This window comes from Spiribacter aquaticus (assembly GCF_007625215.1).
In the GTDB taxonomy this organism is placed as follows: domain Bacteria; phylum Pseudomonadota; class Gammaproteobacteria; order Nitrococcales; family Nitrococcaceae; genus Spiribacter; species Spiribacter roseus.
In genome coordinates, this window is sequence record NZ_VMKP01000005.1 from 1 (window position 1) to 9944 (window position 9944).

Below are 9944 nucleotides of genomic sequence, written 5' to 3' on the forward strand. Positions count from 1 at the left end.
GCAATAACGACCTTGAGATTGACTCCGATGCTTTTGACGGCACGGTGACTCTGGTTGGTGTGGTCATCGCAGACGTCGAAGCTTCGAACTTTGAGTTCGCCTAACCGACCCACCCTCACCTGAGGAACGGTCCTGAGAAAGCCCTCGTCACCTAGTGGCGGGGGCTTTTCTTATGTCTGGCCAGAATCTGGATCGCCACTACGCACCCTGACTCAGTCCTCGCCTGATATGAACGACACCCAGATCGTTATCGTCCTGCTAAGCCGGCAACAGGATCGCCTATCGCGGCAGATCAAGGCGCTGTATGACGAGGCCTTCGACTATTCCACGCTGAGACGCTGGCGGGATGGCTGGGCGGAATTACCTTTGCTCAAATATCATCCGGACCTGTTGCCATGCGTGGATGCCTTGCTCGCCGTGATGGCTGAGGGCAGATGTCCTCTCCGGGTAATGGATAGCGCCCGGGTCGAGGTATGGAGCTATCACAAGGCGTGCTGGCCGCGACTGAAGGAGTTGGGCGTTGACCTCAGTGGCTACATGAACGACTTCGGCGCGATCGATCCTGAGCTGAAGCGCCGATTCCGGCGTAGGTATGAACGCAAGCGCAGGCTATCCCCTACGGAGCAGGCTCACTGGCTGAAGGACACCCTTGTCCCCATGGTGGATGCGCATGTGGCGAGTAACGTCGCCAAGGTTGAGCTCGCGGGCAGCATCGCCCGCAAGCAGCGCCGGGTGATCGATGCCGTGAACCGCTTCAGGCGCCGGTAGAGGGCGCAGGAAGAGCGATAGATTCCGCGGGCAGGGTATGTAGGGGAAATCAACTAAAAGCGCCCAGAGCGGCGCTAAGGAGCTCCTATGGCTATTCCGGTCTTCCCGTCGCTCTGACAAGCCACTGGAAACGCCTGCCCGCCTGATGCCATCCTCCAGACCATGGGACGAACGAAGAAGACACACGCCGTGGTGGCGACATTCCGCGCACAGGAGCGACTGAAGCCGATCGCGGATACGACTGGAGCCATCGTCAACGGCAGGAACTCGCGTCCCATCGCGCGTGAACGTGAGCTCCTCATGGGCCGGCTCGACCGGGAAATCCGACCGGACGACCGTCGCGGGGAAGATCTCCGCCAAGCCGTTGTCGCCTTCTTCGAGGCGGACAATCAGGCCACACGCAAAGAGATCTGGGGCGACGTCCTCGATGCCTACCACGACGTCCGCGCAGAGCGCTGGCAGGCCGTCGTCGAGCAGCATGGGAAGATCAGCCACTACTTCGATCCGCGCTGGGGGAAGCTCCGCCCCAGATACCGAGATGGGCCAAAGAAGACCGCTGAGCCAGAACCCACGCCGGTGTTCATCGAGCTGCTGGCCAAGGTCGCCGCCTACCTGCACCGCCGAAAGCGGTCACGCTAAAGTCACGGAGATCCTGTGACGAAAGTGTGACGTCCTTCATAGCATTCAGAATATTCCGGATCTGGGCCACCGACTCCACACCATCTGGGACGGGCATTCCGGCTGACCGTGGACCTCCTCAAAACCCGGGGCGGTCTACCTCCTATTCCTCCTCCTCGACCCACACCTCATCGGCCCAACGCTCCGCATCGCCGTTAATGAGGCCCACGCCGGTCAATTCTTCCCAGCGCTCCTGCAGGCAGCAGGCCTGAGCCTGCCACCAGTCAACGATGATCGCCTTGATGCCCGCCTCTACATCGCCGGAGGCCGGGAACCAGCCGATGGCCTGATCGTGGTACGCGTAGACATCGGTTGATGGCTGCGAGGCGGTAACGACGAGCACATCGAAACCGGGCAAATAGCCCATGTGATAGTCCTCGGGCCAGTCGAGGCCTGGACCGGTACTCGCCCAGTTGATGCTGAAAAGATAGGTCGGTAGGAGTGGCACACCGGTGAAGCGCCCGGACTGGGATTCTCGGGAGCTTACCAGGTTGCCGTCGTCACTGCGCGCGAATCGCTTCGGCAGGCGATCCTCGATCGCATTGAGGACAAGCCGGGCGACGGAGTTCTCGATCAGCAGTATGTCCGAACCCCCGGCACCGATCACCGGCCGGATGAACCCCTCCGCGCTCTGACCGACCCGATCATCAAGCCGGACCTCGAGTGGCCGCGATCTCAACGCATCCGGCCGCGGCACCCGCAGGTAATCGCAGATAAAACAGATCTCCACCGGGTCGTAGTAATGGTGGATGCTCGCGTAGTCCGGTGCATCACCGAGGCTCATCGCTCTCCCTCCCCGGTGAAGGTGATGCCGCCGGCCTCAATCCGGAACGGATGGTGACCACCTCGCGCATCTTCCGCCCAGCCGCGGCGGTCATGCTCATCAAGGAACTGCTGCTGGAAAGCCAGAAGGTCCTCGACATGGCGGCACTCGAGGATAAGCCCGTTGCTGCCACCGCCATCGAAGGTGTTGAACAGCCCGGCATCAACGCCGTTGTCGCGCACCCAAGCGATTACTGTCCGGGTGTCGGGCCCCGGCGGCATGGGATGAAAGCGGATGTTGTAGTTGGCATAGGCGGCCCGATCGGGCCCATTGAAAGGCAGGTTATCGGATGACATGTGAAGCGCCTCCGCTTTAGCCGCAATTGCCGGTATGGCGGGGGCGGCAAGCTGGAACAAATCCCCCCGGCCCGTGAGAGGGCCAGCCTTTGATGGTAGTCTCACCGGCGACACGCTGCGCGTCAACCTAGTTTCTGCCCTTTGCCATGTCCACGCGTACCGGAAGCGAGTCTCTCGGGTATACCCCAAGAGCGCGTCTGCTTAATACGGCCATCGCGTGCGTAGACGACATATCCCGATGCCCACAGCAGTGGCAGAGTGCGACATAGATCACAGCAGACGAACTCCTTCCCGAGGACAATCCTCGCCATGGACAGAACGCCATACCGATTGGATCTGAACTGGCAGACCCGGCTCGCTCTGGACTGGCTCACCCGTGATCCGGAGACCGCGGCCTATTGGCGAGCCATCGCCCGAGCGAATGACATCTCCGCCGTCACCCATGAGCTCACGACCGCCATGGTCGAGGAGGTCTCCGCCCTGCCCGCCTCGTGGGCACGGGATGCGGCTATGAAAAGCCTCCAGCAGGTCGAGTGGCGCGAACTGGCGCAGTCCCTCGGGGCGGAGTGAATCCCGGCTGAGTCTGATCACCCCGTTCGGACTGCGTGATCGGGACCGCTCTGGATTTAGTGGTCCGGCACCCAAGATCTCCGACCGCCGGCTGACCATTTGCCAGAATGGTCCAACATCCGTCCCGCATTATCTGGCAAAACGCCACAGACATCGGGCATCCAGATGCTTGCTCCAATGACTTAACCGATCCGGTTGAGCATGTCCGTGACAAGCTTTCGTTGACTAATCCCATTCCAAGCTCAATCACCGCGCCAATTACAAATGTATTTGTAACGTCAAGCTGAGCTTTGCTTCGTCTTTCGATACAGCCTATTTGATTGATGAGGAACATGTCGCTAGACACGGCGAATCCTCATATACCACTATATGTAGTGCCCATGTCCAAAATGTAATCCACATGCTGGGTATATGGCCGTGTTGACTTGAATCGGGATTGGGTTAATCTGAATATGCCTGATAACAAATTGGAGATTTTACTTTGATCAATAAGCGGTATGTAGATATCGATTTCCTCTCCTCCTACTTCGGCGTCTCACCGCAGACTATACGGCGGTGGTCGAAAACGTCCGAATTCCCGTCGCCTTTTCAAATTGGTGCCGGGACACTTCGGTGGCGATTCGAGGATATCGAGAGTCTGGAACGTGCGCTCGCCGAAGACTAGTTCGTGCGATCAACCAAAAAAAACCCCCCGTTGCAGCGGGGGGTCCAACTAAGGAGTTCACTATGAACACCTCAGAGTCGAGGATAGATTCCGCTTCCGACAATGCCCTGTCAATGGCACCGGGTCGGCACCGCGCCCCGTGTCCAAAATGCGGCAAGGGCCCGTCGGATCGAGCACTCAGTATCAAGGTCGATGAATCCGGCGTCTGCTGGTATTGCTGGCGGTGTCAGGACTCCGGCGGCATTCCCCGGGGCGATCATAAGATCCGCTTCGACCGTGCACCGGCCAAGGATTACAGCCGGGCCCGGGAGCAGCTCACCAAGCTCTGGAGCAACACCGAGCCGCTCGATCTCGCCAAGCATCCGATCGCTGCGAAGTATCTCGCCACCCGAGGTCTGGAACTGCGGGACAATCCGCCAAGCGATCTTCGCTATGGGGATGTCGATTACTGGCAGCCCGGCCCAGTTCATGCGGGCAGCTTCCCCTGCATCGTCGCCGTCATCCGAGATCTCGACGGACAGGCAATAAGCCTTCACCGCACCTACCTCGCACCGGACGGCTCGGGCAAAGCCAACTTGGACCCGGCACGGAAGCTCTGCGCATCCATCCGCCCGGGTGGGCTCACGGGTGGCGCTGTGAGGCTCTACGAGGTCCGTGACGCGCTTGTCCTTGCCGAGGGCATAGAGACCAGCTTGGCCGCGGGATCGCGCTTCCAGCGGCCTGTATGGGCGTGCCTGTCGACAAGCATGATGGAGGGCGTCGTCCTGCCCAAGACAGTGCGCGACGTGATCATCGCCGCCGACCACGACGAGGCTGGCATCAGGGCGGCCAAGACGCTTGCGACGAGGCTGCGGGCCGAGGGTCGATCCGTTCGCATTGAGGTCCCGACCGATCCCGGGTCGGACTGGAACGACGTGATCAAGGAGGTGCGCTGATGAATATGTACGCACTGCGTAATCTTCCTTTACCGCCTCACGCCGGGCTTCGGTTCATCCGGGCGAAGGACCTGAAGTTGAGGGCTCCGGAGTGGATAGTCCGGCATCGCATCGAGCATGACAGCATCAACCTGATGTTTGGTGCCCCGTCCGGTGGCAAGAGCTTTGTCGCCATCGATATCGCAGCGAGCATCGCGTCTGGGCGCGCATGGGCCGGGGCGAACACGCAGATGGGTCCGGTGCTCTTTCTGGCCGGCGAGGGCCGTGACGGGCTGACACGCCGGCTGAAGGCGTGGTGCATCCGGCATGATGTTGAACAGGGCTCGCTCGACCTTGGGATAAGCAGCAGCTCGTCCCGCCTGACCGAGCCTGAAGGTAAGCGCGAGCTACAGGCTGCGGTGGATGGGTTCGTCAGCGAATCCGGCATGCCGGGACTTCTTGTCGTAGATACCCTCGCCCGGAATTTCGGCAGTGGCGATGAGAACAGCAACGCCGATATGGGAGCTGCGATCTCGGCCCTTGACCGAATCCGATCCGAGTACGGTTGTGCTGTCCTGCTTGTCCACCACTGCGGCCACAACGACACGTCCCGAGCACGGGGGGCGTCGTCACTCTTCGCGGCGGTGGACTCAGCCTTCAAGGTTGATCAGGACGACGAGGGTGTGGTCCGGCTCGAGTGGACCAAGACCAAGGACACGCCGATCCCCGAACCACTGGCGTTCAAGATGCGCCAAGTCGAACTCCCAATCGTTGATGACCGTGGTGATCCTCTCACCAGTGCCATCCTCGATCCGGTTGGTCACGAGATCCGCCACGACCAGTCGCCTTCGATCGGCACGAGCCAATCGGCGGCACTCGATGCGCTCAAGGAGCTCAAAGTTGAGTTCGCCCGCAACCTTGCCAATGATGGGCGATCCCCGGACGAGGCCCGTGTCTCGATGGACGATTGGCGCCAGAGGATGAAAGAGCACGGGTTGAGCCGCCAAAGGGTGTCGGATTCGCCACAGAGGTTGGCGAGCAAAGGGCTTGTCTGCATCAAAGAGGGATTCGTCGAGTTGACCGAGAAAGCCGGTCCATTCGAAGCCGATAGGTGTCCGTCCCTGTCCGCCCCCCCTAGGGGGCGGACGGACGGGACACCGGACATGGACCTCGGTCAGGGATCTGGACAGGCGCTCGAGGAGTCTCGGTTTTGAACCGGGACATCCTTACTGGCGTTGAATCGATGCATCTTGATGGTGATGAGCTGGTGGTTCGCTCCACGGTGAAACCGGTCCCCGGTGCGAGAGCGATCCGGGATCTGAAGCCAGCCATCATCACCTTGGCGCAATCGGCAGAGCGTGTGGGAGTTGGCGAGTCGCTCATCCGGATCGTTGCCGAGTTCGGTGAGGATTTGGCGGATATCCGCGATGGGCAGTACACCGGTGCCGCGATTGATAACGCCATCACAACCATTGCCCGGAGACGCCAGTGGGGGATGGTGAGTGGAGAGGTCAAAGCGGGACGACCGCCCTGACATCCAGCCCTCTCCCCATGGCGTTTCCCTTGTCTTCAGGAAAGGATTAGATGCGCTGGCGGCCTCAACCGGGGCCCCGGCGCATGCTAATCTCTGGGCCTTGGATGGGATCGACTCGGAGGTCAATCGATGTCGGAGATGATCGTGGTGAAGGCGGTGCATGACCCCGAGGCGGGCGTGTGGCTGGTGGAGTCCTCGGATGTGCCGGGGCTTTTTCTGGAGGGCGACACACTTGAGGCGCTCGCCGAGAAGCTCCCCGGCGCGATCCTTGATCTGCTCGAGGCCGGCGGTGATGTCGAGGGTGGCCTTGATGTGCCGGTGGAGCTGATCGCCCACGCCAGTACCCGGGTGCGCAGGCCGGCAGCTTGAACGACTTCGGCAAGCCGCTCCGCGCGATCCTGCGAGAGAATGGCTGCACCCTACTCAGGCAGGGCCGGGGCGATCACGAGGTCTGGATCTCGCCGGGCGCTGAACGGCCGCTCACGGTGAACATCAAGTCCCGCCACACGGCGAACGGCATTCTGAAGCAGGCTGGGCTCGCCAAGGCGTTCTGATCGCCAAGCCCAGCGCCTAGTCCGCCCCGGGCAGATCCTCTTCGTACGCTTCCAGCTCAGAGAGCCGCCAGCGGGTAGTTCCCGAGCTGATCCGCACCGGCTTCGGAAAGCAGTCCCGACGTGCCCACACCCATGGCGTGATCCGCGAGACGGAGTATCGGTTGGCGACTTCGATGTCGGTGAGAAAGCGCTCTTCGGTCATGATCGACCTCCTTTACTGGTCTGATTATTAATCCCGCCCAGCCGCACGACGCCTGCATCTAGCCGGCTGGCTGGTTCCTAATTAAGTGAACCCCACGGCCCATCGCCGGCATCACGCAATCCCCCATCGCGGCGGCGGCTTGGTTGGATGCCTCGAACAGCGTCTCCTGCGCGAGGTGGGCATAGCGCTGGGTCGTGACCGGGCGGGCATGGCCGAGCAGATGCTGGACCTCATAGAGCGAGCGGCCTGCGTTCACAAGGAAGCTCGCGTAGGAATGGCGCAGGTCATGAATCCGAAGATCGTCCAGACCGGCCCTCTTCCGGGCGGTGTCCCACGGATACCAGATCTGCACGAACGGCTTGCCGGTCTTCGGGTTGGCGAAGATGTACTCGCACCCCTCCACCCGCGGGACCTGCTCGATCAGCCGGAGTGCGGCGTCACTGAGCGGGATGTAGCGCGTCCTCGCGGACTTGGTCTTCGGGATGAGCCACTGCCGGGAGTTGAAGTCGATGTCCTGCCACCGGGCATGCAGCACCTCATTGCGCCGTGCACCGGTGAGCAGCAGCATTGCGACGATGTACTTGAGCATCGGCGAGTCGGATTGCTCCACCGCCGCCATGAGCCGCTGCGCCTCCTCGACGGTCAAAAACCGCTGTCGCTGATTCTCATTGGCCACCAGCGGGATGCCCTTGGAGGGATTCTTCGTCACACCCGGAACTTCCCACTTCACCGCGCAGTTGAATAGATGCCGCACGAGCACGATCACGCGGTTGGTCGAGCCGGGCTTGTGCCCGACCTGATGGCGGGTGAATAGATCCACCAGATGCTGGCGCCGGACCTCGTCCATGTGCAGATCACCGATCGGCGGGCGGATGTGATTCTTGATGAGCGACCAGTCGGTATACCAGTCGCGCTTATAGCTTTTGAGGTAGGGCATGAACGACTCGTCGATGAACGCTGAGACCGTCGGTGTGGCCCGCTGAGTGGCTTTCTCCTCACGCGGGTCATGACCCATGGCAATCCGTCCATTGGCCTTCTGCGCGGCCTTGCGGGCGTCTCCGAGGCTCATCGATCCGATCCGACCCAGTCGATGGTAGCGGCGCTTGCCGCGGTGGTCGGTGTAGCGCAGGTAATAGGTGCCGGTGCCCTGCCGGCGGATCTCCGCCACGAGCCCGTGGACCTCGGTGTCGATCAGATCGATCTTGGCCTTGTCCTTCGGGCAAGTCGTCTTCTCGAGTAGACTGGCGGTGAGTTTCGCTGTCGGCATGACATGAGCCCTTGCTAAACTAAACACATTATTAATGCTTTATGAGACAGCATACATGACGCCTGAGACAGCATCAAGTCACGGGCTTTCTGCGCGCCTAATAGGAATTGTCCTTTGCCTGCGGGCTGCCCGGTCGCTAGTCGGGTGGAGTCAGAAAGCTCTCGCCGAGCGGGCGGGCATCTCCGAATCGGCGATCAACCGGCTCGAGCGGTTTGATCGAGAGCCTCGGCTGGACACCGTTAGTCGAATAGAATCCGCCTTCGCGGAGGCGGGCGTGGAATTTGAGCGCCGGTCAGACGGGAAATTTGAGCTGGTGGTGAGCGAGGCGGTCATTGAAGACATGGCGCAGCGCATCCAGAAGGGCACCGGTGTTACCTCAAGGGGCCGAGTGGATACTCAGTCTCGGAGCGCGTGAACGGAGGGAAAAGACCCCATGGAGGCCAACGAGCGCTCCATCGATATGAAGCTGATGCTGACCCAGCGTGGGTCGGTGTTCCTTAAAGTCGGCAAATACCGAGGGCGTATTCGAGGGGTCATGGCCGGCGTGGCGACTTGCGCGCTACCAAGTTGCGTATGTTGTGTGTAGCACTAAGTGATATACTTCACCTGTGATGAGCGGTACTGCTGAGATGGCCAAGTAGATGCGGATCTTCGCCACGAAGAGCTTTGTGAGGCGCAAAGATCGGCTTGATGACGCAACGCTGCGCTTAGCAGTCCGCGAGATTGAAGCCGGCCTTGTCGATGCCAACCTCGGTGGCGAGCTGGTCAAGAAGCGCATTTCCGGGAAGGGCAAAGGAAAGCGCGGTGGCTACCGAACGATCGTCGCGGTGCGCTATGGAGAGCGGGCATTCTTCTTATACAGCTTCGCCAAGTCCGCGCGCGGGAACATCACAGCCAGAGAGCTTGCCGCTCTCAAACATTTGGCGTCGGCATTGATGGGCTACAGCGACGGCGATCTCGATCACGCTGTCATGACTGGAGTACTGAAAGAGGTGAAGGGCGATGACGAAGGAGAATAGCGATATTCTGGAGGCTGTCCATGAGACAGCCCGTGCGCTGCATGACGCGGACATCATGGATACAACCACCATGCGGGAGTTTGATGCGCTGTGCGTGACGCCGCCGCGCGATTACACAGGCGAGGAGCTCAAGGCCCTGCGGGCGAATTTGCGGGTGTCGCAGCCGGTGCTTGCGACCTATCTCGGTGTAACGAAGTCCACGGTTGCGCAGTGGGAGCAGGGCACCAAAAAGCCACGCGGGCCAGCGCTGCGACTGCTCACGATCCTCGACCGCAAGGGGCTCGATGCGATCGCCTAGCATCGTGCGCGTCTATGCAGCGACGCCGGTTGCGCAAACTCTCCTCCTGACTCAGGCGCCGGTCAGTTGCCCGTCAGACATGCTGGAGCCGGCGGGGCATAGATAATCTGATCTAAATCATGAGGTTAAGGAATTCGACGCTGCTTTCGATGATGGGCTGTGAATATTCGGTGTCAGAACGCTGGCCAGAAGAACGTCGGTTTACGCAAAAAGCGGTTCTCAAGACTCCCTGAATGCCCCTTCAGAGAGCAATACTGCTGTCTGAGACATCATTTCGCTCACTACAAGTGGGGGTGTGGTCAACGGCACCGACGGCGACGACACGTTCATCGCTCCGTCGGAGACGCTGGACGTCTC

At 60.7% G+C, this 9944-nt stretch carries 15 protein-coding genes; 11 read left to right on the top strand and 4 right to left on the bottom strand.

The window, feature by feature from the left end; all coding sequences use genetic code 11:
- The first annotated feature begins 228 nt into the window (after positions 1 to 228).
- Positions 229 to 768: a hypothetical protein gene (locus tag FPL11_RS09875; RefSeq protein WP_144348457.1), complete on the top strand. Its 540-nt coding sequence runs from the start codon at positions 229 to 231 to the stop codon at positions 766 to 768.
- Positions 769 to 930: 162 nt separating this feature from the next.
- Complete coding sequence (locus FPL11_RS09880) at positions 931 to 1407, top strand: hypothetical protein (protein WP_144348458.1); 477 nt, start codon at positions 931 to 933, stop codon at positions 1405 to 1407.
- Positions 1408 to 1549: 142 nt separating this feature from the next.
- Here FPL11_RS09880 and FPL11_RS09885 read toward each other — a convergent pair whose 3' ends face one another.
- Positions 1550 to 2230, bottom strand: a complete 681-nt coding sequence (locus tag FPL11_RS09885) for a hypothetical protein (protein ID WP_144348459.1) — start codon at positions 2228 to 2230, stop codon at positions 1550 to 1552.
- Positions 2227 to 2565, bottom strand: coding sequence for a hypothetical protein (locus FPL11_RS09890; RefSeq protein WP_144348460.1), 339 nt, complete (start codon positions 2563 to 2565; stop codon positions 2227 to 2229). Before FPL11_RS09890 ends, FPL11_RS09885 begins: the two co-directional genes overlap by 4 nt.
- Before the next feature lie 309 nt (positions 2566 to 2874).
- Here FPL11_RS09890 and FPL11_RS09895 point away from each other — a divergent pair, with 309 nt between their 5' ends.
- From FPL11_RS09895 to FPL11_RS09920, 6 genes are all read left to right on the top strand, one after another.
- The gene (locus tag FPL11_RS09895; protein ID WP_144348461.1) at positions 2875 to 3135 is read left to right on the top strand and encodes a hypothetical protein; all 261 of its coding nucleotides are present in this window, start codon (positions 2875 to 2877) and stop codon (positions 3133 to 3135) included.
- A 726-nt stretch (positions 3136 to 3861) separates the two neighbouring features.
- Positions 3862 to 4734, top strand: coding sequence for a DUF7146 domain-containing protein (locus FPL11_RS09900; RefSeq protein WP_144348462.1), 873 nt, complete (start codon positions 3862 to 3864; stop codon positions 4732 to 4734).
- On the top strand, positions 4734 to 5927 hold the full coding sequence (locus FPL11_RS09905; RefSeq protein WP_144348463.1) for a helicase RepA family protein: 1194 nt from the start codon (positions 4734 to 4736) through the stop codon (positions 5925 to 5927). Before FPL11_RS09900 ends, FPL11_RS09905 begins: the two co-directional genes overlap by 1 nt.
- Positions 5924 to 6247 (top strand): hypothetical protein, encoded by a 324-nt coding sequence (locus tag FPL11_RS09910; RefSeq protein WP_144348464.1) that lies wholly within the window; start codon positions 5924 to 5926, stop codon positions 6245 to 6247. The genes FPL11_RS09905 and FPL11_RS09910 overlap by 4 nt, the downstream gene beginning before the upstream one ends.
- 129 nt (positions 6248 to 6376) lie before the next feature.
- Positions 6377 to 6616, top strand: a complete 240-nt coding sequence (locus tag FPL11_RS09915; RefSeq protein WP_144348465.1) for a DUF1902 domain-containing protein — start codon at positions 6377 to 6379, stop codon at positions 6614 to 6616.
- On the top strand, positions 6613 to 6801 hold the full coding sequence (locus FPL11_RS09920) for a type II toxin-antitoxin system HicA family toxin (RefSeq protein ID WP_144348466.1): 189 nt from the start codon (positions 6613 to 6615) through the stop codon (positions 6799 to 6801). Before FPL11_RS09915 ends, FPL11_RS09920 begins: the two co-directional genes overlap by 4 nt.
- Before the next feature lie 16 nt (positions 6802 to 6817).
- Here the strand turns inward: FPL11_RS09920 and FPL11_RS09925 are convergent, their stop codons facing one another.
- Positions 6818 to 7003, bottom strand: coding sequence for a helix-turn-helix transcriptional regulator (locus tag FPL11_RS09925; protein WP_144348467.1), 186 nt, complete (start codon positions 7001 to 7003; stop codon positions 6818 to 6820).
- Positions 7004 to 7061: 58 nt separating this feature from the next.
- Complete coding sequence (locus FPL11_RS09930; protein ID WP_144348468.1) at positions 7062 to 8270, bottom strand: site-specific integrase; 1209 nt, start codon at positions 8268 to 8270, stop codon at positions 7062 to 7064.
- 55 nt (positions 8271 to 8325) lie between these two features.
- Here FPL11_RS09930 and FPL11_RS10300 point away from each other — a divergent pair, with 55 nt between their 5' ends.
- From FPL11_RS10300 to FPL11_RS09945, 3 genes are all read left to right on the top strand, one after another.
- On the top strand, positions 8326 to 8685 hold the full coding sequence (locus FPL11_RS10300) for a helix-turn-helix domain-containing protein (RefSeq protein ID WP_144348469.1): 360 nt from the start codon (positions 8326 to 8328) through the stop codon (positions 8683 to 8685).
- Positions 8686 to 8911: 226 nt separating this feature from the next.
- On the top strand, positions 8912 to 9289 hold the full coding sequence (locus FPL11_RS09940; protein ID WP_144348470.1) for a type II toxin-antitoxin system RelE/ParE family toxin: 378 nt from the start codon (positions 8912 to 8914) through the stop codon (positions 9287 to 9289).
- Positions 9273 to 9587: a helix-turn-helix domain-containing protein gene (locus tag FPL11_RS09945; protein WP_144348471.1), complete on the top strand. Its 315-nt coding sequence runs from the start codon at positions 9273 to 9275 to the stop codon at positions 9585 to 9587. Before FPL11_RS09940 ends, FPL11_RS09945 begins: the two co-directional genes overlap by 17 nt.
- The last annotated feature ends 357 nt before the right edge of the window (positions 9588 to 9944 follow it).

What these genes read in the sequence shown, in the direction of transcription:
- FPL11_RS09875 (WP_144348457.1), top strand. Translation starts at nt 229, where the DNA reads ATGAACGACACCCAGATCGTTATCGTCCTGCTAAGCCGGCAACAGGAT.
- FPL11_RS09880 (WP_144348458.1), top strand. Translation starts at nt 931, where the DNA reads ATGGGACGAACGAAGAAGACACACGCCGTGGTGGCGACATTCCGCGCA.
- FPL11_RS09885 (WP_144348459.1), bottom strand. Translation starts at nt 2,230, where the DNA reads ATGAGCCTCGGTGATGCACCGGACTACGCGAGCATCCACCATTACTAC.
- FPL11_RS09890 (WP_144348460.1), bottom strand. Translation starts at nt 2,565, where the DNA reads ATGTCATCCGATAACCTGCCTTTCAATGGGCCCGATCGGGCCGCCTAT.
- FPL11_RS09895 (WP_144348461.1), top strand. Translation starts at nt 2,875, where the DNA reads ATGGACAGAACGCCATACCGATTGGATCTGAACTGGCAGACCCGGCTC.
- FPL11_RS09900 (WP_144348462.1), top strand. Translation starts at nt 3,862, where the DNA reads ATGAACACCTCAGAGTCGAGGATAGATTCCGCTTCCGACAATGCCCTG.
- FPL11_RS09905 (WP_144348463.1), top strand. Translation starts at nt 4,734, where the DNA reads ATGAATATGTACGCACTGCGTAATCTTCCTTTACCGCCTCACGCCGGG.
- FPL11_RS09915 (WP_144348465.1), top strand. Translation starts at nt 6,377, where the DNA reads ATGTCGGAGATGATCGTGGTGAAGGCGGTGCATGACCCCGAGGCGGGC.
- FPL11_RS09925 (WP_144348467.1), bottom strand. Translation starts at nt 7,003, where the DNA reads ATGACCGAAGAGCGCTTTCTCACCGACATCGAAGTCGCCAACCGATAC.
- FPL11_RS09930 (WP_144348468.1), bottom strand. Translation starts at nt 8,270, where the DNA reads ATGCCGACAGCGAAACTCACCGCCAGTCTACTCGAGAAGACGACTTGC.
- FPL11_RS10300 (WP_144348469.1), top strand. Translation starts at nt 8,326, where the DNA reads ATGACGCCTGAGACAGCATCAAGTCACGGGCTTTCTGCGCGCCTAATA.
- FPL11_RS09940 (WP_144348470.1), top strand. Translation starts at nt 8,912, where the DNA reads ATGCGGATCTTCGCCACGAAGAGCTTTGTGAGGCGCAAAGATCGGCTT.
- FPL11_RS09945 (WP_144348471.1), top strand. Translation starts at nt 9,273, where the DNA reads ATGACGAAGGAGAATAGCGATATTCTGGAGGCTGTCCATGAGACAGCC.